The organism is Marinobacter profundi (genome assembly GCF_002744715.1).
Taxonomy (GTDB): Bacteria; Pseudomonadota; Gammaproteobacteria; order Pseudomonadales; family Oleiphilaceae; genus Marinobacter; species Marinobacter profundi.
This window is the reverse complement of the sequence record NZ_KZ319368.1, coordinates 222899-248479: the sequence shown is the minus strand read 5'-3', so window position 1 is coordinate 248479 and position 25581 is coordinate 222899. Positions and strand designations below refer to the sequence as shown.

Genomic DNA, 25581 nt, shown 5'->3' with positions numbered 1-25581 from the left:
GAGGCTGTAACGAAGCGCACCACTAGATTCGGGCCTAATTGGTAAAAATTTTATAGGTGGCATTAGTGACAATAATAGAGCGGACCTTTAAAGATATCCCTGATGGGAAGGTTAATGATGCCGACCAACAGTCTTTCTTGGTCAGCCTGGGCTGGTCGCGAGGATATACATGGGATGATTTACTACATTCAAAACGTGTACTGATAATTTCCGAGGCAGGGGCAGGAAAAACCTACGAATGCCGTAAACAGTCGGAGCGCCTTTGGGTCTCGGGAGAACCTGCATTCTTCGTTGAATTGGCCGCGTTGGCAACAGAAGACCTTCGCAGTCTGTTAGATGCAGATGAAGAAGCCCGGCTGGATGGGTGGCTTGCCTCACAGTCTGAGGTGGCGACTTTTTTTCTGGACTCGATTGACGAGCTAAAATTGACGATGGGGTCGTTTGAGCGCGCGCTCAAACGACTGAAAAAGTGTATCGGCGGTCAGCTTCATCGGGCGCGCGTCGTCATCACGACACGGCCGATCCCCTTCGACGAACAGCTGGTCCGAAACGTACTGCCTGTTCCTATGGCGCCGTCTTCGGACTCCGATGAAGAAGCATTTGCGAAAATCGCAATGCGTGAGCATCGGGAGCAACACGACAACAGAAGCAAAAATCAATCGCCCGATTGGCGGTCTGTAGCTTTAATGCCGTTGTCGGACGAACAGATCGTCGATTTTTGTCGACACCAGGGAGTGAGCGATCCTGATCTTCTTTTTGAAGACTTACGACGTCGCAATGCCCTAGAGTTTGCACGTAGGCCTCAGGACCTCATTGAGTTATGCGCGGACTGGCGTGAGCATAAACGCATCCGAACACATCGCGATCAGGTTGCCACGAATGTTCGCGTGAAGTTGCTTCCTCGCGAAGATAGACCTGAACCGGCGGAATTATCTGTCGACAAGGCGATCGAAGGAGCTAGCCGACTCGCGCTTGCAGTTCAGATGACACGTCGTATAACCATTCGTCATAGTGCAGCGTCCGACGCTGTTGACGAGGAGGCAGCTCTTGATCCCGCGATCATCCTATCCGATTGGCAGCCGAACGAACGAAAAGCACTGCTGGAGCGTCCGTTATTTGGCTTCGCTTCTTATGGCCGAGTGCGCTTCCATCATCGCTCTGTTGCCGAGTACCTTGCTGCGGAGCGGCTAATAGCTTTTCGAAGACAAGGCATGCCGTTTCGAGCCCTCAAACGTCTTCTCTTCGCGGAGACAAAAGGTAACACAATCGTTCGCCCGTCCAAGCGACCAGTGGCGGGGTGGCTAGCCTTGCAAGAAGACGGGATTTTTGAACTCTTGCGAGACAATGAGCCTGCTGTGCTTCTGGATGAAGGCGACCCAGAGTCGCTAACGCAGACGCAGCGAAATCAAGCTCTTCGCGCCTACGCTAAGCGCTACGGCCCTGGTGGGTGGAGAGGCCTTCAGGTGCCTCACATTCAGGTCCACCGATTTGCATCGAGCGAGTTGGCAGAAGAAATCGACAGGATTTGGCGCAGTGGAGTAGAGAATCCGGATGTACGAGAAGTCCTCATCAGCCTTATAGAGGCGGGTCGCATAGAAGCTTGTGCAGACATCGTATTCGATATCACTCAGGACATTGCTGCAACTGCGGTCGAGCGCATAATGGCTATTGACGCTTTAGTAGCCCTTGGTGATGAGAGATTAGGGATAGTTTCTGCCAGGATAGCTGATGCTGATGATCTCTGGCCTGATAGAGTAGTACGCGGTGCCATACTACCCCTTTTCCCAAAATACATGTCGGTTGAGCAGCTTTGTCGGACCCTTAGATGGATAAAGCGAGAGAAGCGCAATGTAGGCGATCTTAGTTGGCAACTACCACGCCTGATAGCAGGAGCGTCTCTTGATCTCCCTGTCCTTGAGGAACTTCGTGATGGTCTCCTCGCGCTAGTATCAGAGGGGCTTAAATGGCGAAAAGAGTGGCCGCATATTATGAGTGATCGGCCACATCTCAGTGGAGCACTCGCTGCAACATGTGAACGCGGCCTCGATATAAGCCTAGACGACCAGTGGCTGCATGGTGGTGTAATCGCATTGCGATTACACCACCGAGACCATTGCGACGATGAGCCGATCAAATCACTTCGCGAACGGCTGGTCAATCTGAAAGCAGTGGACAATGAGCGTCTTTTCTGGGTTGAGGACGCTTTGCTGCAGTCGCTCCATGAAATCAAAGATCCTTGGAGACGGCTCGCAGAGATCACTATTCACGATGGACCAGTTCAGCTAAGACCGGACCGGGATCTGACTTGGGTGAGCGAAGCGCTTGGTGACACGACCCGGGATGCGGGTGAACGCGCAATGCTCTTGGAGGCAGCCATCCGTCTGTCGCCGGATCGTGATACATGGAAAAAACACGTTGAAGGACTTAGGCCTCTCATATTGGATGAACCTTCATTCGTGCAAAGACTTGACGACTCGCTGAAACCATCGAAGCACGACAAAGAGCATCGTCGTTGGGAAAAGAAGCAGGCTGAACGAAAGAAGCAAGAAGAGCGGCGAAAGGCCAAGAACCGCGCGAGCTGGGTTCAGTTCTGGCGAGAAGTTGCCAATCAGCCTGAAAACGCATTTTCGACGGAGCAAAGCTGGAACACTGCTTGGAACTTGTGGCGCGCCATGAGTCATGATGGTGAAGACAGTCGATCGTCAGGCTGGAACCGGCGATTCATTGAAGAGCAATTCAATCAAGAAACGGCCGACAAGCTTCGCCGGGTGCTGATGAAGATCTGGCGTGATGACCACCCAACTTTTCCCAGCGAAAGGCCCGAAGGCGAGCGCAATACATTTCTTGTACGTTGGCAACTTGGTCTGGCCGCGATCTACGCCGAAGCGGAGGCCCCCGACTGGGCAGCTAAACTCGGCGATGCCGAAGCCGAGCTAGCCGCGCGGTACGCTCTGATTGAACTGAACGGCCTGCCTCAGTGGATAGAAGGTCTCGTAGACACGCACCCAAACGCTGTGGACCGGACGCTTGGAAATGAATTGTCGTGGGAGCTGAACCGGCCGTCAGGTGAGCGTGGACATTCGAGCCTACTTCAAGGAATTGATTATGCGCCTGAGAGGGTAGCCAGTTTATTTTTACCACGACTGGAATCCTGGCTAGATGACGGTGGGGACTGGATTAATGGCGCCGATAACACGACCGGAATGACCGAAAGGGTTCGGCAAGTCACACGGGTTATCTTGAAGCATGGCGATGCTGCGGAAATTAAGAGACTTCAAGAACGGGCACTACAAAGATTGGAACAACAATTGCCGCTTTCGCTGCGCCTCGTTTGGTTGTCGACCTTAATGCGAATTGATCCGCAGACGAGTGTCGAAAAGCTGGCGGATCAGATTGAGATAGTTGAACCATCTGAGCGATCAGACGCTGTGACATGGCTGGCCAGCCTCTTTGGTGATCGCCAAGACGGAATTGGTTTGGGTGACGAACGATTCACGCCGAAACTACTGCTGAGGCTTCTTCGTTTGGCCTATCGCCACGTTCGAATACAAGACGATGCGCACCACGAAGGGTCCTATTCACCGGACACTCGAGACAACGCGGAACAGGCACGCAATAGCATTGTAACGGCATTACTCAACGCGAAAGGCGAGGAGGGCTTGGCTGCCAAGCTCGAGATGGCCGCAGATCCTTTGTGCGCTCATTTCAAGGATCGCATTTTGGCTGTGGCAGAAGAGAGTTGGGCGCAAGAGATTGATGCTGAGGTATTTGATGAGGCTCAAGCGGTAGCACTTGATCGAAGCGGGGAAGCGCCTGCCTCAACGAATGAAGCTATGTTTGCGATTTTGAAGGATAGGCTATCTGACCTAAACGACCTTCTTCTCCGTGACGCGTCACCGCGAGAGGCTTGGGCAGGGATATCAGACGAGAGGGTGATGCGTCGAGAAATTTCGCGCGAGCTGAGCTATGCCGCGAACTCGATCTACACTATGGACCAAGAGGCTGTTACAGCTGACGAAAAGGAAACTGATATACGTTTGCGCTCTGTTATTTCTAAGCATGAAGCTGTGATTGAACTAAAACTTGGTGATGGGCGCACAGCGACAGACTTGCGAGATACAATAGAAAATCAGCTTGTTAGGAAATACATGGCAGCAGAATACAGTAAAGCTGGAGCTTTGTTGGTGACTCTTGCAAAAGACCGTCAATGGAAACATCCAGATGAAAAGCGCATGATCAAAGCGGATGAGTTATTGTCGCTGCTGACTGCAGAGGCTGACAGAGTGCAACAGGCTTTGGGAGGCGGAGCCTATATACATGTACACCTTCTTGATTTGCGTCCTAGGTTACCTATTGAGTCTCAGACTAAGTCTTGAGTGCTAAAATAGGCTCCGAGTATCGACTTTGTTGCTTAAGTTGGTGATTTCTCGACGTGGTATTTATCATGGTCCTTTGCTTTTTTTGGTTAGTATCATATTGAAAAATAAATGTTTTTTATTTCTGTTGATAATCGAGTGGGAGTAACGGTGGCACCAGAGCCCGCGTCCGCTAACATCCGGGCGCAGGACGAGCTCTGGATGAGCCGGGCCCTGGAACTGGCGGCGCAGGCCGCCGCCCGGGGCGAGGTTCCGGTCGGGGCGGTCGTGGTCCGGGATGGTCGGGAGATCGGTGTCGGTTTCAATGCGCCGATCAGTGGCTGTGACCCTACCGCCCATGCCGAGGTGCGTGCCTTGCGGGATGCAGCCCGGCGGGTTGGCAATTACCGGTTGTCCGGCGCCACGCTTTACGTCACCCTTGAGCCGTGCACCATGTGCGTCGGGGCCATCGTACACAGCCGGATCTCCCGCCTGGTCTATGGTGCCACGGAGCCCAAAGCGGGCGCGGTTGAATCGGTCCGCCAGACGCTGGCGGAACCCTCGCTGAACTGGCGGGTGGAGGCCGAAGGCGGCATTCTGGCAGAGCCCTGCAGTACCATCATCAGTGATTTTTTTGCCCGGCGACGTGAAGAAATCCGCCGTCAGCGCATCGTGAATTCAGGGAAGGAGCAGATAACACCATGAAAGTTCTGGTCACCGGCGGAGCCGGATATATTGGTAGCCATGTTGTGCGTCAGCTGGGTAAGGCCGGTCACGACGTGGTGGTCTTTGACAACCTCTCGACCGGGTATCGCTGGGCCGTCACCTGCGGCGAGCTGGTGGTGGGCGACCTGGCCGACGAAGCGGCCATCGAGGCGGTCTTTCAGGCCCACCGGTTCGAGGCGGTGCTTCACTTCGCCGCCAACATCGTGGTGCCGGAGTCGGTCACCAACCCCCTCAAGTATTACAGCAACAATACCCGCAATACCCTGAACCTGTTACGGGCAGTAGAACGCCACCAGATTCCCTATATGGTGTTCTCGTCAACGGCCGCGGTTTATGGCATGCCGGAACAGACCGTGCTGACCGAGGACCTGCCGCTGGCGCCGATCAATCCCTACGGCGCGTCCAAGATGATGAGCGAGCGGATGATCATGGATCTGGCAGCCGCCAGTAACCTGAACTACGTCATCCTGCGCTATTTTAACGTGGCCGGAGCTAATCCGGACGGCCTGCTGGGGCAGGCGACACCGGAGGCGACTCACCTGATCAAGGTGGCCTGTGAATGCGTCACCGGCGCCCGCGATGGGATGAGTGTGTTCGGCATCGACTATGACACCCGGGATGGCACCTGTATCCGCGACTACATTCACGTCGAGGACCTTGCCAAGGCCCATGTAATGGCCCTGGATCATATGGCCCGGGGAGGGGAATCCCGGGTGCTGAACTGCGGTTATGGCCGTGGCTTTACGGTGCGGGAAGTCATCGAGGTGGTGAAGCGCCTGTCCGGGGTGGATTTCCCGGTCGTGGAAACCGGCCGGCGGGCCGGAGATCCGGCGGCGCTGATGGCGGATAACCAGCGGATTCGTGCGGTCCTGGGCTGGAGCCCGGATTTCGATGACCTCGACGTCATTGTCGGCACCGCCCTGGCGTGGGAAAAAATCTGGCAGGACCGCAAGGCGGCAGAAGCCTGACCTTGCGGGTCTGCAACGAACGGATATTCGACAGTCTTTTGAACTACGGAAGCGGAAGCTGAACCATGAAAATCACCATTTTCGGAACGGGATACGTCGGGCTGGTCACCGGTGCCTGCCTCGCAGACGTCGGTCACCAGGTCCTCTGCATGGATGTGGACCAGGCCAAGATCGACAAGCTGGAAAACGGCCAGATCCCGATCTACGAGCCAGGCCTGGACGCCATTGTCCGGCACACGGTGGAGGCGGGTCGCCTGGCCTTTACCACAGACCCCCGCAAGGCGGTCGAGCATGGCACGCTGCAGTTCATTGCCGTCGGTACGCCGCCGGATGAAGATGGTTCTGCCGACCTGCAGTATGTCACTGCGGTGGCCCGCTCCATCGGCACCTACATGACGGACTACAAGGTGGTGGTGGACAAGTCCACAGTTCCGGTCGGAACCGGTGACCGGGTCCGGTCCGCCGTGCGCGCAGAGCTGGATCACCGTGGCCTCGAGCTGGAGTTCGACGTAGTGTCCAACCCCGAGTTCCTCAAGGAAGGCGCGGCGATCAACGACTTCATGAAGCCGGACCGGATTGTAGTGGGTACCGACAGCGAGCGGGCGGCAGATCTGCTGCGGGAAGTTTACTATCCGTTCAACCGCAATCACGACCGGATGATCTTCATGGACATCCGCTCCGCGGAGCTGACCAAGTACGCCGCCAATGCCATGCTGGCGACCAAGATCAGTTTCATGAACGAAGTGGCGAACCTGGCCGAGCGGCTGGGTGCGGATATCGAAGCCGTCCGCCGCGGGATCGGTTCGGATCCGCGCATTGGCTATCACTTTATCTATCCCGGTTGCGGTTACGGCGGGTCGTGTTTCCCGAAAGATGTCCAGGCGCTGGCCCGTACCGCGCGGGACTGTGACTACGAGGCCCGCCTGCTCAATGCGGTGGAGGCGGTCAACCATGCCCAGAAGCACGTCCTGTTTGACAAGATCAGCCATTATTTCGGCGGTAATCTTGACGGCAAAGTGGTCGCGCTGTGGGGGTTGGCGTTCAAGCCGAATACCGATGACATGCGTGAGGCCTCGTCCCGTAACCTGATGGAAGACCTTTGGAAGGCGGGCGCGACCGTCCAGGCCTTCGACCCGGAAGCGATGGAGGAGACCCAGCGCATCTACGGGGACCAGCCTGGTCTGACCTTGTGCGGTACCAAGGAGCAGGCACTGAAGAATGCGGATGTGCTGGCGATCTGTACCGAGTGGAAGGAATTCCGTTCACCGGACTTTGATGTAGTGAGTGCGGCGCTGCGGGAGCCGGTGGTATTCGATGGCCGTAACCTGTACGACCCGGATATTCTCGAGCGTCATGGCCTGATCTATTACGCCATTGGTCGCGGCCGTAACCAGTTTCACTCGGTGTGATGCAATGACAGACAGCGGGTACCGGCTACACGAACGTCTGCAGGCGGACACGCTCGATCTGGGGCAGTCCGCCCTGTGTGACATCCGACTGATGAATGACCAGAGCTGGCCATGGATTATCCTGGTTCCGCGGCGCATGGCTGTTCGCGAGATCTATGACCTGACCGTCGCCGACCAGCAGCAGTTACTGCGGGAATCCAGCTGCCTGGGGCAGGGCATGATGGCGCTGTTCGAGGGCGACAAGCTCAATGTGGCGGCCCTGGGCAATATGGTGCCCCAGTTGCACCTGCACCACATCGTTCGTTTTGAGGGGGATCCGGCGTGGCCGGCACCGGTCTGGGGTCGCCAGCAGCCTGTCCCCTATACGGATTCCGGGCTGCAGGCGATCATCCAGCGGCTTGGGCCGCTCCTTGACCGGGTAAAGGGCTGCTGAGGCAGCCCGGCATTTCGGGCCAACACAAACCGGTTTAAGAAAAAACCGGAACCTTCTGAAATCCCTCGACGTTTCTCTATTGGGCGTGTTCTGCAGACGGGTACGCCCGTGCCTGTATTCAACCAATAATAAAGAGAGGTCGGGGATGTGGATGAAGTTTGACAGCTTGGCAGTACCCCAGCAGGTTTCGGCCGCCAGGCAGGAAGAAGATACGGTGACCTACCGTCAGTTTGCTCTCGGAATTCTGGGGGCACGGGTGTATCAGGGCAGCAATCCCTCAGTGCTGATTGCCCAATCTGCGGTACTGGATTTTGATCGCGAAGGGGCTGCGCTGATTCTCGAGGCGGGGGTTGTGCAACCGGGGGAGCCCGTCCGGGTGTCATTCTTCCTCGAAAACGACCTGCGTGACGAACATGTGCAACCGATGGTTGACCGGGTGCCGGCAACGGTCCGTTATGCCATGCCCGTCGCAGGCGGGCTTCGGGTGGGGGTGCAGTTCGATTACCGCACGTCAGTGTTTGCCGGATCCATCCGGGCCCGGGCCCGGGCGGTCGAGCGGTTGTTGTCGGACTGGTCTGGCGATGACGGTGCCGATGCCGGGCGCCATGCCCTGTTACCGGTCGGCTATCGCCAGGGTGGTCGCATCCAGCGGGTCGTGGCCGGGTGCTGAACGTCTTGCCACAAAAAAAGCCCGCCTGTCCGGCGGGCTCAAGTTACCTGTGAAGGCAACGACTCAACAATGGAGGATAGGCTCTATCCCACTTGACTGACGTTGCCGGTCGCCGGAAGGTTCCATAAATACTTCCGATTTCCGGGAGGGCAGGAAGGTACCCGGTACGCCTTCAATCTCTTTTCCCGCTTTGCCGGGCCAGTGCCTGGGAACCAACCAGAATCATCCGCAGCTCGGTTTTCAGTTTGGCCTTCAGCAGATCCCGCTCTTTGGCAGTGGCGTCCAGGGCTTCGGCGCCCTGGTTGAATACCAGGGTGACCATCGCTTCCGCCACCAGGCGGGCATCCGAGAGAGGTTTGCCTTCTTCTTCGGCAAACCGCCGGAGGTCGTCGGCAAGTTCGGTGACAAAGTGGTCAATTTCGGCCTGCACCGCGGTGCGAAAAGGTTTGGACACGCCGGTGCGTTCCCGCAGCATCAGTCGGAACAGGTTGGCGTTGTTGCCCAGGTACTCCATAAAGGTTTCGATCGACGTACTGATTGCACTGCCGTCACGGGCAATTCGTTTGCGGGCCTGGCGCATCAGTTGCCGCAAGGCGACCCCGCCTTCGTCCACCAGTGCCAGTCCGAGCTCGTCCAGTTCCGCAAAATGCCGGTAGAATGAAGTGGGTGCTATACCGGCTTCCCGTGCCACTTCCCGCAGGCTCAGGCTCCCGAATCCGCGATCTGCACTTAACTGGGCGAGGGCGGCATCCATCAGCGCGCGGCGGGTTCTGAGTTTCTGTTCGGCTCTGACGGACACGAAAGGTCTCCAGTTGATCTTGTCGATAAACACGACATTCTAGCGATCGGGGATGATGGCGTCATCCACCGTGACGGAAGCCTGATTTTCCATCCCATTGTGTTTATAATGGGCGGCTTTTCCAGTAGGGTCCGCCAGAACCTGGGCGTCCGCGTCAAAAGCGTCTCAGAGCACAGAGATTCCCGGCGGTATCCGATGATATGAGCAGGGCAGGTCTCCGCGTCGCCGGAGAGGCCGGTGTTGGTTATGTTATGGGGTATTGAACATGCCGATTTATGAATATGTGTGTAACGAGTGCGGCTTTGAGAAGGACGTACTCCAGAAGATGAGTGACGAGCCGCTGAAGGATTGTCCGTCCTGTCAGGAACCTGCGTTCCGCAAGCGGATATCCGCAGCAGGCTTCCGCCTGGCGGGAACAGGCTGGTATGAAACCGATTTCAAGACCGGGTCGAAGAAGAACCTGGTCGACAAGGGCAGTTCATCAGCGTCCAAAGAGCCAGCGGCGGGCTGAGACCAATTAAATCGCACATTTCAGAACTAACGGGAACGGGTATGCGCAGTCATTATTGCGGTGGAATCAACGAATCTCACATCGACCAGGTCGTCACACTTTGCGGCTGGGTGCATCGTCGCCGGGATCATGGCGGGGTAATCTTCCTCGACCTTCGCGATCGTGACGGCATGTCACAGGTCGTGTTTGACCCGGACACCCCGGAAAGCTTTGCGCTGGCAGAGAAAGTGCGCAGCGAATTTGTCATCAAGGTGACCGGTCGTGTCCGTCGCCGCCCGGCGGGTACTGAAAATGCCAACATGCCGACTGGCCAGGTTGAAGTGCTGGGTACCGGCCTGGAGATCCTCAACGCCGCTGCCACGCCGCCGTTCCCGCTCGACGAGCATGTGGACGTTGGCGAGGACGTCCGTCTCAAGTACCGTTTTGTCGACCTGCGCCGTCCGGAAATGCTTAATCGTCTGCGGTTCCGTTCCCGGGTGACCAGTTACATCCGTAACTACCTGGACAGCAACGGATTCATGGATGTGGAAACCCCGATCCTGACCCGTGCTACGCCGGAAGGTGCCCGTGATTACCTGGTGCCGAGCCGTACCCACGAAGGGTCGTTCTTTGCCCTGCCGCAGTCGCCTCAGCTGTTCAAGCAGCTGCTGATGGTGTCGGGTGTTGACCGCTACTACCAGATTGCCAAGTGTTTCCGTGATGAAGATCTGCGTGCCGACCGTCAGCCGGAGTTTACCCAGGTGGACGTCGAGGCCTCGTTTATCGATGAAGAAACGCTGATGTCGCTCAACGAGAACATGATCCGCAACCTGTTCCGCGATGTGCTGAAGGTGGACCTTCCGGACTTCCCGCGCATGCCCTATTCCGAAGCCATGCGCCGCTTCGGCAGTGACAAGCCCGACCTGCGCATCCCGCTGGAGCTGCTGGATGTGGCAGACCTGGTGGAAAATGTCGACTTCAAGGTCTTCGCCGGCCCGGCCAAGGATCCGAAGGGTCGCGTCGCCGCTTTGCGGGTACCGAAAGGTGGTGAGCTGACCCGCAAGCAGATCGACGAATACACCAAATTTGTCGGCATTTACGGTGCCAAGGGCCTGGCCTACATCAAAGTCAACGAACTGGCCAAGGGTGCTGAAGGCCTGCAGTCCCCGATAGTCAAGTTCCTCGGCGATGACGTCGCCATGGCGGTCATCGAGCGGGTGGGTGCCGAAGATGGCGACATCGTATTCTTCGGTGCGGACAAGGAAGTGGTGGTCAACGAAGCCCTGGGTGCCTTGCGTATCCGGGTGGGTCACGACCTCAAGATGCTGACCTGTGAGTGGGCGCCGATGTGGGTGGTGGACTTCCCGATGTTCGAGGAAACCGCCGACGGTGGCCTGACCGCCATCCACCATCCGTTCACCGCGCCGTCCTGCACGCCGGAAGAACTGGAAGCTTCACCGGCTACCGCACTGTCCCGTGCCTACGACATGGTGCTGAATGGCACCGAGCTTGGTGGCGGTTCCATCCGTATTCACGATGGCAAGATGCAGGAGACGGTATTCCGCATCCTGGGGATTGGCGAAGAAGAGGCCCGGGCCAAGTTCGGCTTCCTGCTCGACGCCCTGAAGTTCGGCTGTCCGCCCCACGGCGGTCTGGCTTTCGGCCTGGACCGGCTGATCATGCTGATGACCGGCGCGACCTCCATCCGGGACGTGATCGCCTTCCCGAAAACCCAGAGCGCGACCTGTCTGATGACCCAGGCACCGGGCGAAGTGGACGAAAAACAGTTGCGCGAACTGCATATCCGGCTGCGCAAGCCGGCGGCAAAGAACGGCGAAGGCAACGTGGCCGAAGCCCCCGCCGGCGACAGCAACTGAATGCACGAGCGGCCTGAGGAGCAAGCTTGGCCATCATTCTTGGTGTAGACCCCGGTTCGCGGATTACCGGTTACGGTATCATCCGCGCCGAGGGCCGCCACGTGCAGTACATCGATAGCGGCTGTATCCGGGTGGGCGAAAAACCCATGCCGGAGCGGCTGCAAACCATCTTTCACAGTCTTGCAACGCTGATCGGAGAATTCCGTCCGGAAGAATTCGCGATCGAGCAGGTCTTTATGGCCCGTAACCCGGATTCCGCCCTCAAATTGGGGCAGGCCCGGGGGGCGGCCATCGTCAGTGCCGCCAACAGCGGTCTCGCCGTTCATGAGTATTCCGCCCGCCAGGTCAAGCAGGCCGTGGTCGGCAAGGGTGGAGCAGACAAATCCCAGGTTCAGCACATGGTGCAGGTGCTCCTTGCCTTGTCGTCCCGACCCCAGGCGGATGCGGCGGATGCCCTGGCCATTGCGCTGTGTCACGCTCACATGAGCCAGAGCGTCAGCCGGCTGGTTGCCGGCGGTGGTGCTGGCGGCAAGGTGCGTGGCGGCCGCGTACGACAACTGTAAACACGGCCCGAGTGCCGCAGGAGATCAGGTTTGATTGGTCGGATCCGAGGACAACTCATCGAAAAATCCCCGGCCCGGGCGCTGGTTGAATGCGCGGGACTGGGTTACGAAGTCGACATTCCCTACACCACCTTTTTTCAGCTTCCCGACGCCGGCAGTGAGGTAATCCTGCATACCCACTTCGCCGTTCGCGAGGATGCCCAGAGTCTGTATGGTTTCGTCGCCGCGCTGGACCGTAACCTGTTCCGCCTGCTGATCAAGGTCAACGGAGTCGGGCCCAAGCTCGCCCTGGGCATACTGTCCGGACTCGATGCCAACCAGTTCATCCGTTGCGTGGATGGCCGGGATGTTAACGCGCTGGTCAAATTGCCTGGCGTCGGAAAGAAAACCGCGGAGCGGTTGCTGATTGAAATGGCTGACAGGATAGGGCAACTTGAAGGGCAGTTTGTTACTGTGGAGTCGGCGGCGACAGGTTCCGGGGAAGCGCCGGTGGTGCGCAGTGCAGATGCGGTTGAGGAAGCGGAAGCGGCCCTGATTGCCCTGGGCTACAAACCCCAGGAAGCGGCCCGGGCGGTGAGCCGGGTGGCAGAGGAGGGGCGCAGCCGGGAAGAGCTCATCCGTCTGGCACTGAGAAACATGATACCGGCCAGCTGAAAGGACCGGTCCGGGTACGTCGCCATCGGTAACCTGTATAGAGCGTAACGTGACAGCCAAGTGGCTGTTTGTACAATGGGTGGCGTTTTGAAGTGCCAGTGAGCATCCGTCAAGCGTTGCCCCGGATATGAGCATTACCCATGATTGAATCGGATCGTCTGATTTCTGCCCAGGCAGGCCAGTATGAAGAAGTTCAGGACCGGGCCATTCGCCCCGGCCTGTTGGCAGAGTATGTCGGCCAGCCTTCGGTGCGGGACCAGATGGAGATTTTCATCTCCGCCGCCCGGGGCCGCCAGGAAGCTCTCGATCACGTGCTGATCTTCGGCCCGCCCGGTCTGGGCAAGACCACGCTGGCCAACATCATTGCCAATGAAATGGGTGTGTCCATCAAGACCACCTCCGGCCCGGTGCTGGAGAAAGCCGGTGACCTGGCTGCCATGCTGACCAACCTGGAAGAGGGTGACGTTCTCTTTATTGACGAAATTCACCGGCTCAGTGCCGCGGTGGAGGAAGTGCTCTACCCGGCGATGGAGGATTACCAGCTCGACATCATGATCGGCGAAGGCCCGGCCGCCCGTTCGATCAAGCTGGACCTGCCGCCGTTTACCCTGGTGGGGGCGACCACTCGCGCCGGATTGCTGACGTCGCCGCTGCGCGACCGTTTTGGCATTGTCCAGCGGCTTGAGTTCTATAACACCGCGGACCTGACCAGCATCATTCTGCGGTCCGCACGCTTGTCGGGTGTCGTCATTGATGAAACCGGCGCCTTTGAAATTGCCCGTCGTTCCCGCGGTACCCCGCGGATTGCCAACCGACTGCTGCGGCGGGTGCGGGATTATGCCGAAGTCCGTGCCGATGGCCGGATTACCGAGCAGGTGGCGGACGAGGCCCTGAACATGCTCAAGGTGGACCATCAGGGCTTTGACCACATGGACCGCCGCCTGCTGCTGGCGATGATCGAGAAATTCGACGGCGGCCCGGTTGGGGTCGAAAGCCTGGCGGCAGCGATCAGTGAAGAGCGTGGCACCATCGAGGACGTACTCGAACCCTTCCTGATCCAGCAGGGCTTCATGGTGCGGACGCCCCGCGGCCGCATGGTCACCTCCACTGCCTATCAGCACTTCGGAGTGGCGTCCGGCGCCGGGTCGCGGGAGGACCATCTTGGCTGACACGAGCCAGCAGTCGTTCGAATGGCCGGTGCGGGTCTATATTGAGGATACCGATGCCGGCGGCATCGTGTTCCATGCCAAATACCTGCATTACATGGAACGGGCAAGAACGGAATGGATACGTAACCGTGGCGTTGGGCTGCGGGCGGGGCTGGCGGACAACATCAGCTATGTTGTTCAGCGCCTGTCGATACATTATGCCGTACCGGCGAAACTGGACGACCAGTTGCTGGTGACCGCCGATCCGGTGGCGTTCGGAAGAGTCTGGATGGATTTCCGTCAATGTGTGCTGCGGGCCAGTGACCGTAAAGTGCTGTCCGAGGCGGATGTCCGGGTTGCCTGCGTAGCCCTCGACAGCGGTCGGCCACGCCGGCTGCCCGATAACATGCGGCAGCTGCTTGAACATTATCATGACACTAACTCATCAACCGGAATGAGCCAGGAGTAAAAGGTGGAGTCAGAAGTTTCTGTTTGGTATCTCATCTCCAATGCGGGTCTGCTGGTGCAGCTGGTCATGCTGCTGCTGGTGCTGGCTTCGATGGTCTCCTGGGCCCTGATTTTCCAGCGCTTGCAGGTATTCAAGAAGGCCCGCAAGGCACAGCTCGAGTTCGAAGAGCGGTTCTGGTCCGGCATGGACCTGGGGCAGCTCTACCGCGATGTCAGCGCCAACCCGACGCCCTATTCAGGCCTGGAGTCGGTGTTCCGTGCCGGCTTCAAGGAGTTCTCCCGTCTCCGTCAGCAAAGCCGGGATGCCGATGCCGTCATGGATGGATCCCAGCGGGCCATGCGCGTGGCGTTTTCCCGCGAACAGGAGCGGCTGGAAATGCACCTGCCGTTCCTCGCAACCGTCGGCTCCACCAGTCCCTATGTCGGCCTGTTTGGTACGGTCTGGGGCATTATGAACTCGTTCCGGGGCCTGGCCCAGGTGCAGCAGGCGACGCTGGCAACGGTGGCCCCCGGGATCTCCGAGGCGCTGATCGCCACGGCCATGGGCCTGTTTGCGGCCATTCCGGCGGTCATCGCCTACAACCGCTTTGCCGCCCGGTCGGATGCCCTGCTGAAGAACTACGAAACCTTTGCGGAGGAATTCTCCAGCATTCTCCATCGTCGGGTTCACAGCAGTGAGCAGGCTTCAGGTGCCTGATAACGGGCAGGTCCAGTTAACCAGGAGCAGGCAGATATGAAAGGCATGGGAATGATGCCCACGGCACGCCGCAAGCCGATGTCGGAAATCAACGTGGTTCCCTACATCGACGTGATGCTGGTGCTGTTGGTGATCTTTATGGTGACCGCGCCGATGTTGACCCAGGGCGTCAAGGTTGACCTGCCGGAGACCACCTCCGATCCGATCCAGGCCCAGAAGGACGTGGAATCGATCATTGTGTCGGTAGACGCCGCCGGCGCGTACTACCTGGAGGTGGGAGACCGCGGCAGCGATCCGATGAGCCTTGGTGAGCTGCGCAGCCAGGTGGCCACGATCCTGTCGGAGCGGGCCAATGGTGAGGTGCTGGTCCGTGGTGATGAGCATGTGGAATACGGTGTGGTGGTGCGCCTGATGGCTGAGCTGCAGGGTGCCGGGGCCTCGAGCGTGGGGCTGATTACCGAAGCGTTTGCAGACGACGCGGCTAATGACAGCAAGTAAGGCAGGTTTTATCCGTGACAGGTCATGAACGCGATGTAACCCGGACCGGACAGCCACCGTGGAAATCACCGGTTATGCTGTCTGTAGGCCTGCACATTGCACTGGTTGTAGTGGCGCTGGTGGGCTGGAGTTGGACCAAGCCACTGGACGAGCCGAAGCCACGGACGATTGCGGCACGTCTGATTGCGCCGCAGCCGGAGCCGAGTCCCCAGATGGAGCCGGTACAACAGCCGGATCCTCAGGAGGAGCAACGCCGCCTCGAGGAGCAGCGCAAGGCAGAGGCCCGGCGGCAGGCCGAAGAACAACGCAAGGCAGAGGAAGCGCAGGCCCGCGAGCAAGCCCGCAAGCGTGAGCAGGAGCGCCAGGTCGCGCTGGAAAAGGAGCGTAAGGCAAAGGAAGCGGAAGCGGCCAGGCAGAAAGCCGATGCGGAAGCCCGGGAACGTGCCCGCCAGCAGGCGGAAGCCGAGAAACAGCGCAAGGAAGAAGCTGCCCGCAAGGCGGCAGAAGAGAAGCGTCGCCAGCAAGAGCTGGAACGCCAGCGCCAGGAACAGGAAGAGCAGGCCCGGCAGGCGGCCGAGGAAAAACGCAAAGAGGCAGAGCGCCGGCTGCGGGAGCAGCAACTGGAAGCCCTGGCAGAGCAGGCCAGCAAGGCGCAGGAGGCTGAGGCACAGCGTCAGGCCGCTGCGGCTGCGGCCAAGGCCCGGGAAAGCCAGATGATGTCGGAAAGCGAAAAGTACCAGGCGCTGATTCGAGAGCGTCTGAGCCAGGCCTGGTATCCGCCTTCATCGGCAACCGAGGACATGACGGCACGACTGCAGATTACCTTGCTGCCGACCGGCGAACTGGCATCGGTCAAACTGGTCAGCAGCAGCGGCAATACCGCTTTTGACAACTCGGCCGTAAGTGCCGTGCGGTCCCTGAGTCGCTATCCGATCCCGGACAGCAGGGATACGTTTGAACGCTATTTCCGGCAGTTCACCATTGAATTCAACCCGCGGCGGTTGAGATAAAGGACAAGGGAATCGATTATGAGCAACAGGATCAATACCCATCGTTTCCGGGCGCTGAAATCCGGTCTCTGGTCTCTGGTACTGGCACTCCTGGTCTCGGCAGGCCCGGCCAGTGCAGAGTTGCTGATCCGGATTACCGAGGGTGCGGACGCCGCCATTCCCCTGTCGGTGGTGCCTTTTGCCGAGTCCGGTGCCATGCCGGCCGGCGATAACGTGAGCACGATTATTCGTGACGACCTGGCGATGAGCGGCGAGTTTCGTCCGCTGCCACCGGAAAAAATGCTCAGCTTGCCGTCAAAAGGCGATGAGGTTTTTTTCCGGGACTGGCGGATGCTGGGACAGCGTTACGTTCTGGTAGGCCAGATGCAGCGGGAAGGCGACCGGGTCAGTGCCCGTTATGAGCTGTTCGATGTCAACCGGGAAAGCCGTCTGCTGGGCGAGACTGCCTCGGCTCCGGTCAGCAATATCCGTACCCTGGCGCACCACATCAGCGACAAGGTCTATGAAGCCATTACCGGGGTGCCTGGCGCCTTTTCAACCCGGTTGGCGTACGTGACCCTGCAGAACGTCAATGGCAAGCCCCTTTACAAGCTGCAGGTCAGTGATGTGGATGGCAAGCGGGCCCGGATCCGGCTCGACAGCCGGGAGCCCATTCTGTCACCGGCCTGGTCGCCGGACGGCAAACAGTTGGCGTATGTCTCCTTCGAGAGCAGCAAGCCGGCTATCTACCTTCATGAACTGAGTTCCGGCAAGCGTACCCGAATCGCGGAATTCAAGGGGCTGAACTCGGCACCGGCCTGGTCGCCGGATGGCCGCTCGTTATTATTGACGTTGTCGAAGGATGGCAACGCAGAGATCTACAAAATGGATATAGCCAGCCGCTCGCTGAAGCGCTTGACCAATCACTGGTCGATCGACACGGAAGCCACCTGGGATCATCGTGGTCGCGGGATCTTCTTCACGTCGGATCGCTCCGGCGGGCCGCAGGTCTATTACATGGAAAGTGAAGGTGCGGAGCCGCGACGGATTACCTTCGGCAGCCGTTACAACGCCCGGCCACGCCCGAGTGCGGATGGCAAGTACGTCTATTACGTCCACCAGCGTGAAGGGGCGTTCCACATTGCCCGTACCAACCTTGAAACAGGCGAAGAAACCGTACTTACGCGCACCAAGCTGGATGAGTCGCCCAGTGTTTCGCCTAACGGGCGAATGCTGATTTACGCAACACAACAGAACGGCCAAAGCGTTCTCACGGTGATTTCCGCAGATGGCGGGGCAAATTACACCTTGCCAGCCTCTGAAGGTGATGTCCGTGACCCGGCCTGGTCACCGATTTCCCGCTGAAGCGGTGACTCTGGCCAATAAAAAGTTCAACTCATGGAAAAGAAGGAAGTGACTATGAATATTTCAATGAAGCAGAAAGCGGTTGCAATGGTTTTCTCCCTCGGCCTGATGGCTGGCTGTAGCTCCACCGGTGAAACCGTGGATGAAGGCTACACCGACACCGCGGCTTCCGGGCAGGATGGCAGCACCGTATACGGCGGCACCGACGACGGTGGCATTTCTTCCGGCCAGCTGAGTGCCGAAGAGCGTCAGGCTGCGCAGGAGCGTGCCGAGATGGAAGCCATGCGTCAGATCACCACCTTCTACTTTGATTTCGATACCTCTGAGATCAAGCCGGAAGCCCGTGACGTGCTGGTTGCCCATGCCAAGTTCCTGGCAGCCAATCCGAGCCAGCAGGTCCGTCTCGAAGGTCATGGCGATGAGCGTGGCACCAAGGAATACAACCTGGCGCTGGGTGAGCGTCGTGCCAACGCAGTTGAGCGCTTCCTGATTGTAAACGGTGCTTCACGTGGCCAGATCGAAACCGTAAGCTATGGTGAAGAGAAGCCAGCGGTTATGGGTTCCACTGACAGTGCATGGGCCCAGAACCGTCGCGTTGAACTGATTTTTCAGTAATCGACAAACCCAGCAACGGGAATATCCATGAGAAAATCACTCATGGCGACAGTTGCGCTCTCGCTTGCCCTCGGGCAAGCGGGCAGTGCGCTGGCGCAATCGGCCCCCGGTGGCCAGGCCAATGCCGAAATGTTCTACATGATCCAGCAACTGCAGCAGGAGGTCCGTCGCCTGCAGGGAGAAGTGGAAGAACAGCGTAATCAGATTGATCGGCTGTCGCGCCAGTCACGGGATCGTTATATCGATCTGGACCAGCGGATTCTCGACCTGTCCGGCAAGCTGGACGGGCAGGGTGGGGCGCAACCGGCCCCGTCAGCGGGCAATGATGGTGGCGAAAGCCCTGCCGGAGAATCACCGCAGGCAACCCCGACCCGGGAATACCGGCAACCGGATGCCAAGGAACGGGCCGCCTACCAGGAAATCCAGGCGCTGATCCGCGAGCAGAAAGATTACGACGCGGCCATCGGCAAGCTGTACGATTTTATCGGCGAATACCCGGAAGGTGACCTGACCGTCAATGCCTACTATTGGCTGGGTGAGGTTTATCTGGTGCAGCCCAAGCTTGAGCAGGCAAAGCAGGCATTCACCATTGTCGCGACCCGCTACGCGGATCATCGTAAGGCGTCCGATGCGGTTTACAAGCTTGGTGTGACGAATGATCGCCTGGGTGACAAGGCGGAGGCCAGGAGGCAGATGGAGAAGGTGGTGAAGAGCTATCCGAATTCCGGTGCGGCCAAGCTGGCCGGGGAGTATCTGGCTGCCAATTAATCATTGAGCGCCGGAGAGGAAAAAAAGTCGCAACAATCCTGAAAAAAGGGGTTGAACAGCGCAAAAAAATCAGTAGTATATGCGCCTCGCTTGGGTCGTTAGCTCAGTTGGTAGAGCAGTTGGCTTTTAACCAATTGGTCGAAGGTTCGAATCCTTCACGACCCACCATATTGCGGAAGGTTGTCGGCGGCTGAGCGCGGACAATCCTCCACGAAGAGCGACAATCACTGGTTGATTCCGGTGGGTGTATCGCGGCTTCGAAAGTTACGGGTCGTTAGCTCAGTTGGTAGAGCAGTTGGCTTTTAACCAATTGGTCGAAGGTTCGAATCCTTCACGACCCACCAACACGACAGCTGTCCTGCGGAAGCTGTCAGAAAAAAGAGCCTTCGGGCTCTTTTTTTTTGCCTGTACCCTTTTTTGCCTATACCCCGGGCGCTGGCGGCGGGCTGGTCCAACGTTATGACCGCATGATGTCGGTCCGGTGAACTGCTCATGAATCTGCCGGCGTAAGTGATATACTCAACCCGTCCAACGGCAAATACAGAGATGCAGCAATGACACGAGCTGAAGACCGGATTCTGGTCCAGGAACACCTCGCTCACCAGGCTGAGCCGAAACCATTGAGTGCCGAAGAAAAGGCGGGCCTCGAGGCGCGTATCCGCCAGGCCCTGAAGGACCAGGATGCGGTTCTCGTCGCGCACTACTATACCGATCCGGAAATCCAGCGACTGGCGGAAGAAACCGGTGGCTGTGTGGCAGATTCCCTGGAGATGGCCCGTTTCGGCAACCAGCACAGCGCTTCGACGATTGTTGTGGCGGGCGTCAAGTTCATGGGCGAAACAGCCAAGATCCTGAATCCCGAGAAGCGGGTACTGATGCCTACACTTGAGGCCACCTGTTCGCTGGATATCGGCTGCCCTGCGGACGAGTTTGCGGCGTTCTGCGACCAGCACCCGGATCGCACGGTGGTGGTCTATGCCAACACCTCGGCGGCCGTCAAGGCGCGGGCTGACTGGGTCGTCACCTCCAGCTGCGCCAAGGCCATTGTGGAAGATCTGGATGCCCGGGGCGAAAAGATCCTGTGGGCGCCGGACAAACACCTGGGGCACTACGTGCAGAAGACCACCGGTGCTGACGTGCTGTTGTGGGATGGCTCCTGCATCGTGCACGAAGAGTTCAAGTATCGCGGTCTGGAAGACCTGAAGGCGCTGTACCCGGATGCGGCAGTGCTGGTGCACCCGGAATCTCCGGATGCCGTGGTCGAGCTGGCGGACGTGGTCGGGTCCACCTCACAGCTCATTCACGCTGTGCAGACCTTGCCCAATGAGCGCTTTATTGTTGCTACCGATAACGGCATCTTCTACAAGATGCAGCAGTTGGCGCCGAACAAGACGCTGATCGAGGCGCCTACCGCCGGCAACGGGGCAACCTGCCGCAGCTGTGCCCATTGCCCGTGGATGGCGATGAACGGTCTCGAGAACCTGCTCCATGTCCTGGAGCATGGCGATCAGGAGATCACCGTCGATCCGGCATTGCGCGACGACGCCCTGCGCCCCCTGCAGCGGATGCTCGACTTTACCGCGGGTATGAATCTGAAGGCAGCAGGCAACGCCTGATCGGCCGCCGGCCAGTCAGCGGTTTTGTTGCGCCAGCTGGCCGGAAACTTCGCTTAACCGTTCAGTGACCACCTGGCGCAGAGGTGCGCCGGGCGGTATCTTTTCCTGGGCCTGGCGCAACTGGCGCTGGGCGGCCTCCAGATCGCCGAGCAGGATGTCGTACTCGGCCCTGGCCCGATGCACTCCAACAATATCCCTCGCCATGCCTTCCGCTTCCGCCAGCCGTAGCCACAGGTCGTCCCGCTGCGGGTAGTCGCGGGTGAGGCCGGAAAGGTAGTCGGCCGCGCGTGTGCCGTTGCCAGCAGCGATTTCCAGGCGGGCAAGCGTATCGGTAATCGGGTAGTTGCCCGGATTGCGGTCGAGGGCAGCAGTCAGCAGGCTGCGGGCTTCGGCATGTTTGTCCCGGGCAATCAGCGCCTCTGCCAGGGTAACCTGGTAGGTAATCCGGCCGGGCTGACTGGCCAGCAACTCCCGCAGGACGGCCTCGGCTTCTGCGGCCTGTCCGGCCTCCAGTCGGGCGTAGGCCATGCCGTAGCGAATCGCCTCGTTGTCCTTGTTTTCCGCGCGCTCGAGCGCGCTCCGGAACACAGTCTCGGCCTCTTGGGGAGAGCGGGCATAATGCACCTGGAGGCGGGCCCGCACCAGGTGGTACTCCAGGCCGTCCTCAACGGATTGTTCGGGATACTGTTCTGCGCGGCTGCGCGTATCGGACACCCGGCTCTGGGTCAGTGGGTGGGTCGAGAGGTACTCCGGCACATGGTTACCCTGCAGGCGGTTCTGCCGCATCATGATTTCGAACATCTCGGGCATGCCCCGGGGTTCGAGGCCTGATTCGGCAAGAATGTCCAGGCCGACGCGGTCCGCTTCCTGCTCGTGGGATCGGCTGTACTGCAGCATGTTCTGGACTGCCAGAGCCTGGGTGCCGGCGATGGCGGCAATGCCGATGTCCGACTGGGTGACGGCAGACAGCACGATGCCGGCGATCATGCCGGCCAGCGTCAGTGGGGCGCTGGTTTCCTGCTGCTCCAGCCGGCGGGCGAAATGACGCTGGCTGAGGTGGGCAAGTTCGTGGGCAATTACTGAGGCAAACTGCTGTTCGCTGTTGGCGTTCAGGAACAAACCGCCATTCACTCCGACAATGTTGCCGGGCACCGCAAAGGCGTTCAGGTCCGGGCTGTCGATAACCACCAGCGTCAGGTTGCGGTCCGCCAGGGAGACCGACGGCAGCAGCCGATAGACGATCGTGGACAGATAATCGACCACCAGCGGGTCAGCGATCCGGGGTGCCGAGCGCCGTAGTGAGCCCATGACCTGTCGGCCGATGTCGGCCTCCAGCTGATCGGAAATCAGTCCGCCACCGAAGCCGCCGATGGAGGGGAGGTCGCGCTCCTGGGCGGTGGCGGGCAGGGCGGTTATGACAACAAGCAGTGCCAGCAGCAGTTGCTTCATAGCGTGCGGTTTCCCGGTTGAATCACCGTGCCTTTGGACAGGCTGCAGGTGTAAAAAGTTCTGGTACATTACTCTATATGGTTTGTGGTGCATTACTGCAACACTGCCGGCATAATGCCGGCTCGAAAATTTTCTTGCCCCGTACCGGGGTTGTCCTGGAACCGAACGACTATGGCAGACAGAACCCTTGATGCTTCGGGGCTGCGGTGCCCGATGCCCCTGTTGAAGACCAAGCTTGAGCTCAACTCCATGGAGCCGGGGCAGGAGCTGGAAGTTATCGCAACGGATGCCGGCTCCGCACGGGATATTCCGGCCTTCCTCCGGTTGTCCGCCCATGAACTGGTCGAAAGCTCCGAGTCCGGTGGCCAGTTCCGGTTTGTGATAAGGTGCGGTGGCTAAACCGGCACCTGTGAGTTCACGGAGACGTTGATGGTTCGGATTTTACGCGGTCTTGCCCACAAATACTTTTCAGATGACGAAGCTGTCATCCTTTTCCTGCTGATCCTGATTGGCATTCTCGGCATTATTTTCCTCGGCCATATGCTGGCGCCGGCCATTGCAGCGCTGATTGTCGCGTTTATCCTTCAGGGCCTGGTGACCAAGCTGACCCGGCTCGGTGTGCCGGAGCTTGCTGCGATTGTCGGCGTGTTCGTGGTGTTCCTCGGTGTGCTGATGGGTTTCCTGTTCGGCTTACTGCCATTGATCTGGACCCAGGTCACCTCGCTGGCGGGAGAGGCGCCGCGGATCTTCCGTGAAATGCAGTCTTACCTGGAATTGCTGCCGCAGCAGTATCCGACGCTGGTCTCCATGGAGACGGTCAACACCATTTACTACCAGGTAACCACCGAGGCGGGCCGTATCACCCAGTGGCTGGTATCGTTCTCCCTGTCCAGTATTCCCGACGTGGTTGCGCTGCTGATTTACATGGTGCTGGTGCCGATCCTGGTGTTTTTCTTCCTCAAGGACCGCCGCCTGCTGCTGGGTTCGATCGGGCGCCTGCTGCCGAACCAGCGGCCGATGATGCTGCAGATCTGGCACGAAGTGAACCTGCAGTGTGCCAACTATGTGCGTGGCAAGGCGGTGGAAATCCTGATCGTGGGGGGCGTGACCTATGTCGCGTTCAAACTCCTGGGGATGCCTTACGCAGCGCTGCTGGCATTGCTGGTTGGGCTGAGTGTGGTCATTCCGTACATCGGTGCGGCGGTCGTCACCGTGCCGGTGGCGATGATTGGTCTGTTTGCCTTTGGCTGGGGCAGCCAGTTTATCTGGGTGATGGTGGTCTACGGCATCATCCAGGCCCTGGACGGTAACGTGCTGGTGCCGGTGCTGTTCTCGGAGGTCAACAATCTGCACCCGGTGGTCATCATCATTGCGGTGTTGTTCTTCGGTGGCATCTGGGGGCTGTGGGGTGTGTTCTTTGCAATTCCCCTTGCCACCATGCTGAAGGCGGTCTTCTCGGCCTGGCCGGTCAAGGACAACGGGTACGAGATGACCGAGCGCTAGCGCCCGCGTCGCCTCTGACCCATGAAAAACAGCCGTCCCGGATTCACCGGACGGCTGTTTTGCTATCGGGGCAAAGCCAGCCTTAAAGTGCGCGGACCGCTTCCAGAACCTCGTCGGCGTGGCCCTTGACCTTGACCGAGCGCCATTCCCGTCGCAGTACGCCGTCCTTGTCGATGAGGAAGGTGCTGCGATCTATGCCCATGTACTCCTTGCCATAGAGCTTCTTGAGTTTGATCACATCGAAGTGATTGCAGACCGACTCGTCCTTGTCGGAAATCAGCTGGAAAGGAAAGCTGTGTTTGGCGCGGAAGTTCTCGTGGGCTTTCATGCCGTCGCGGGAAACCCCGAAAATGACCGTATCCAGGGCGGCAAACTCGTCAAAGCGGTCGCGGAAATCCTGACCTTCGGTGGTGCAGCCCGGGGTGTTGTCTTTCGGGTAGAAATAAATCACCACATTGCGGCCTTTTAATTCGGACAGGCGCACCGTCTGGTCACCGGTGGCCGCGGCTTCGAAATCTGCTACCGGTTGGTTAAGTTCAACTGCGGGCATGGCTTCTCCTCTATTTCCCTTGTGTCAGTACCGCCCCAACATTACCATATCGGTTTTATCTGGACGGAGTCTTTATGATTACGGGTAGCCTCGTCGCACTGGTTACACCCATGCACCCGGATGGCAGCATCCACTGGGAGCATCTGGACCGACTGGTGGACTTTCATCTTGACAACGGGACGCACGGAATTGTCGCCGTGGGAACCACCGGCGAATCCGCAACGCTGGATCCGGATGAGCATTGCCGGGTTATCGGGCATATCATAAAACGTGTCAGCGGACGCATCGCGGTGATTGCCGGCACTGGTGCCAACAGCACCCGGGAAGCCATTGAACTGACCACCGAAGCCCACAAGCTCGGTGCCGACGCCTGTCTGCTGGTTGTGCCGTATTACAACAAGCCGACCCAGGAAGGCCTATACCGGCACTTCCGTGCCATTGCGGAAGCGGTTCCGGTTGACCAGATTCTTTATAACGTCCCCGGACGCACGGCCTGCGATATGCTCAACGAGACTGTCGAGCGGCTGGCCGATATTCCCAACATTGTGGGCATCAAGGATGCGACCGGTAACATCCCCCGCGGCGCCGAACTGATCGAGGCGGTCAAGGGGCGTCTGGCAGTCTATTCCGGCGATGACGCAACGGCGGCGGACCTGATGCTCGCTGGCGCCAACGGCAACATTTCGGTGACCGCCAACGTGGCCCCCAAAGCCATGTCCCAGTTGTGTGAAGCGGCGATGGCCGGCGACCGGGAAGAAACCGAGCGCCTAAACGAGCTGCTGATGCCGCTGAACCGCAAGCTGTTCCTCGAGGCTAACCCGATTCCGGTGAAGTGGGCGTTGCAGCGCATGGGGCTGATCGGCGAGGGCATTCGTCTGCCTTTGACCCCGCTGAGTGATAAGTTCCACGGCGAAGTGGAAGAAGCCCTGAGAGCCGCAGGCATTCTCTGATCTGCGTGCGTCGACGTTCAA

The 25581-nt window shown here is 58.9% G+C and carries 25 protein-coding genes and 2 tRNA genes; 24 read left to right on the top strand and 3 right to left on the bottom strand.

The genetic code is table 11. The features are described from left to right. Nucleotides 1–65: 65 nt before the first annotated feature. The 6 genes from CLH61_RS04100 to CLH61_RS04075 all read left to right on the top strand — a co-directional run bounded on the left by CLH61_RS04100 (nucleotide 66) and on the right by CLH61_RS04075 (nucleotide 8561). Complete coding sequence (locus CLH61_RS04100; protein WP_211289061.1) at nucleotides 66–4376, top strand: NACHT domain-containing protein; 4311 nt, start codon at nucleotides 66–68, stop codon at nucleotides 4374–4376. A 150-nt stretch (nucleotides 4377–4526) separates the two neighbouring features. Further along, the gene (gene tadA / locus CLH61_RS04095; RefSeq protein WP_228152522.1) at nucleotides 4527–5060 is read left to right on the top strand and encodes a tRNA adenosine(34) deaminase TadA; all 534 of its coding nucleotides are present in this window, start codon (nucleotides 4527–4529) and stop codon (nucleotides 5058–5060) included. Next, nucleotides 5057–6049: a UDP-glucose 4-epimerase GalE gene (galE, locus tag CLH61_RS04090; protein WP_099613437.1), complete on the top strand. Its 993-nt coding sequence runs from the start codon at nucleotides 5057–5059 to the stop codon at nucleotides 6047–6049. The genes tadA and galE overlap by 4 nt, the downstream gene beginning before the upstream one ends. 65 nt (nucleotides 6050–6114) lie before the next feature. Further along, nucleotides 6115–7458, top strand: coding sequence for a UDP-glucose dehydrogenase family protein (locus CLH61_RS04085; RefSeq protein WP_099613436.1), 1344 nt, complete (start codon nucleotides 6115–6117; stop codon nucleotides 7456–7458). Nucleotides 7459–7462: 4 nt separating this feature from the next. Further along, a complete protein-coding gene (locus tag CLH61_RS04080; protein ID WP_099613435.1) occupies nucleotides 7463–7891 on the top strand; it encodes an HIT domain-containing protein in 429 nt (142 codons plus the stop codon). A gap of 151 nt (nucleotides 7892–8042) precedes the next feature. Then, nucleotides 8043–8561, top strand: a complete 519-nt coding sequence (locus CLH61_RS04075; protein WP_143752076.1) for a PilZ domain-containing protein — start codon at nucleotides 8043–8045, stop codon at nucleotides 8559–8561. A 172-nt stretch (nucleotides 8562–8733) separates the two neighbouring features. On the opposite strand, the gene fabR is transcribed toward CLH61_RS04075, so the two are convergent. Further along, a complete protein-coding gene (gene fabR / locus CLH61_RS04070; protein ID WP_099613704.1) occupies nucleotides 8734–9360 on the bottom strand; it encodes an HTH-type transcriptional repressor FabR in 627 nt (208 codons plus the stop codon). Nucleotides 9361–9625: 265 nt separating this feature from the next. Here fabR and CLH61_RS04065 point away from each other — a divergent pair, with 265 nt between their 5' ends. The 15 genes from CLH61_RS04065 (at nucleotide 9626) to nadA (ending at nucleotide 21108) form a co-directional block, all read left to right on the top strand. Beyond that, on the top strand, nucleotides 9626–9871 hold the full coding sequence (locus CLH61_RS04065) for an FmdB family zinc ribbon protein (protein WP_099613433.1): 246 nt from the start codon (nucleotides 9626–9628) through the stop codon (nucleotides 9869–9871). 41 nt (nucleotides 9872–9912) lie between these two features. Next, the gene (gene aspS, locus CLH61_RS04060) at nucleotides 9913–11727 is read left to right on the top strand and encodes an aspartate--tRNA ligase (protein ID WP_099613432.1); all 1815 of its coding nucleotides are present in this window, start codon (nucleotides 9913–9915) and stop codon (nucleotides 11725–11727) included. 26 nt (nucleotides 11728–11753) lie between these two features. Continuing rightward, on the top strand, nucleotides 11754–12290 hold the full coding sequence (ruvC, locus tag CLH61_RS04055; RefSeq protein WP_099613431.1) for a crossover junction endodeoxyribonuclease RuvC: 537 nt from the start codon (nucleotides 11754–11756) through the stop codon (nucleotides 12288–12290). Between the two features lie 30 nt (nucleotides 12291–12320). Beyond that, nucleotides 12321–12944, top strand: coding sequence for a Holliday junction branch migration protein RuvA (gene ruvA, locus CLH61_RS04050; RefSeq protein ID WP_099613430.1), 624 nt, complete (start codon nucleotides 12321–12323; stop codon nucleotides 12942–12944). Nucleotides 12945–13084: 140 nt separating this feature from the next. Continuing rightward, a complete protein-coding gene (gene ruvB / locus CLH61_RS04045; RefSeq protein ID WP_099613429.1) occupies nucleotides 13085–14113 on the top strand; it encodes a Holliday junction branch migration DNA helicase RuvB in 1029 nt (342 codons plus the stop codon). Further along, nucleotides 14103–14561, top strand: a complete 459-nt coding sequence (locus tag CLH61_RS04040) for a YbgC/FadM family acyl-CoA thioesterase (RefSeq protein ID WP_407657551.1) — start codon at nucleotides 14103–14105, stop codon at nucleotides 14559–14561. Before ruvB ends, CLH61_RS04040 begins: the two co-directional genes overlap by 11 nt. A 3-nt stretch (nucleotides 14562–14564) precedes the next feature. Next, the gene (gene tolQ, locus CLH61_RS04035; protein WP_099613427.1) at nucleotides 14565–15257 is read left to right on the top strand and encodes a protein TolQ; all 693 of its coding nucleotides are present in this window, start codon (nucleotides 14565–14567) and stop codon (nucleotides 15255–15257) included. A 36-nt stretch (nucleotides 15258–15293) separates the two neighbouring features. After that, the gene (tolR, locus tag CLH61_RS04030) at nucleotides 15294–15755 is read left to right on the top strand and encodes a protein TolR (RefSeq protein ID WP_099613426.1); all 462 of its coding nucleotides are present in this window, start codon (nucleotides 15294–15296) and stop codon (nucleotides 15753–15755) included. Nucleotides 15756–15829: 74 nt separating this feature from the next. Continuing rightward, nucleotides 15830–16765 (top strand): cell envelope integrity protein TolA, encoded by a 936-nt coding sequence (tolA, locus tag CLH61_RS04025; RefSeq protein ID WP_099613425.1) that lies wholly within the window; start codon nucleotides 15830–15832, stop codon nucleotides 16763–16765. Nucleotides 16766–16783: 18 nt separating this feature from the next. Next, a complete protein-coding gene (gene tolB, locus CLH61_RS04020; protein ID WP_099613424.1) occupies nucleotides 16784–18109 on the top strand; it encodes a Tol-Pal system beta propeller repeat protein TolB in 1326 nt (441 codons plus the stop codon). Between the two features lie 54 nt (nucleotides 18110–18163). Next, nucleotides 18164–18724 carry a peptidoglycan-associated lipoprotein Pal gene (gene pal, locus CLH61_RS04015; RefSeq protein ID WP_099613423.1) on the top strand — a complete coding sequence of 187 codons (561 nt, stop codon included), beginning with the start codon at nucleotides 18164–18166 and terminating at the stop codon, nucleotides 18722–18724. 27 nt (nucleotides 18725–18751) lie between these two features. After that, nucleotides 18752–19492 (top strand): tol-pal system protein YbgF, encoded by a 741-nt coding sequence (ybgF, locus tag CLH61_RS04010; RefSeq protein WP_099613422.1) that lies wholly within the window; start codon nucleotides 18752–18754, stop codon nucleotides 19490–19492. Nucleotides 19493–19584: 92 nt separating this feature from the next. After that, nucleotides 19585–19660 (top strand) — tRNA-Lys (locus CLH61_RS04005). A gap of 100 nt (nucleotides 19661–19760) precedes the next feature. Continuing rightward, nucleotides 19761–19836 (top strand) — tRNA-Lys (locus CLH61_RS04000). A 210-nt stretch (nucleotides 19837–20046) separates the two neighbouring features. After that, nucleotides 20047–21108: a quinolinate synthase NadA gene (gene nadA / locus CLH61_RS03995; RefSeq protein ID WP_099613421.1), complete on the top strand. Its 1062-nt coding sequence runs from the start codon at nucleotides 20047–20049 to the stop codon at nucleotides 21106–21108. Nucleotides 21109–21123: 15 nt separating this feature from the next. On the opposite strand, the gene CLH61_RS03990 is transcribed toward nadA, so the two are convergent. Then, a complete protein-coding gene (locus CLH61_RS03990; protein WP_211289060.1) occupies nucleotides 21124–22557 on the bottom strand; it encodes a M48 family metalloprotease in 1434 nt (477 codons plus the stop codon). Between the two features lie 171 nt (nucleotides 22558–22728). On the opposite strand from CLH61_RS03990, the gene CLH61_RS03985 reads away from it, so the two are divergent. Then, nucleotides 22729–22956: a sulfurtransferase TusA family protein gene (locus CLH61_RS03985; protein WP_099613419.1), complete on the top strand. Its 228-nt coding sequence runs from the start codon at nucleotides 22729–22731 to the stop codon at nucleotides 22954–22956. 30 nt (nucleotides 22957–22986) lie between these two features. Beyond that, on the top strand, nucleotides 22987–24060 hold the full coding sequence (locus tag CLH61_RS03980; protein WP_099613418.1) for an AI-2E family transporter: 1074 nt from the start codon (nucleotides 22987–22989) through the stop codon (nucleotides 24058–24060). An 82-nt stretch (nucleotides 24061–24142) separates the two neighbouring features. Here CLH61_RS03980 and CLH61_RS03975 read toward each other — a convergent pair whose 3' ends face one another. Next, nucleotides 24143–24610 (bottom strand): peroxiredoxin, encoded by a 468-nt coding sequence (locus tag CLH61_RS03975; RefSeq protein WP_099613417.1) that lies wholly within the window; start codon nucleotides 24608–24610, stop codon nucleotides 24143–24145. A gap of 74 nt (nucleotides 24611–24684) precedes the next feature. On the opposite strand from CLH61_RS03975, the gene dapA reads away from it, so the two are divergent. Beyond that, nucleotides 24685–25560: a 4-hydroxy-tetrahydrodipicolinate synthase gene (gene dapA, locus CLH61_RS03970; protein ID WP_099613416.1), complete on the top strand. Its 876-nt coding sequence runs from the start codon at nucleotides 24685–24687 to the stop codon at nucleotides 25558–25560. Nucleotides 25561–25581: the final 21 nt, after the last annotated feature.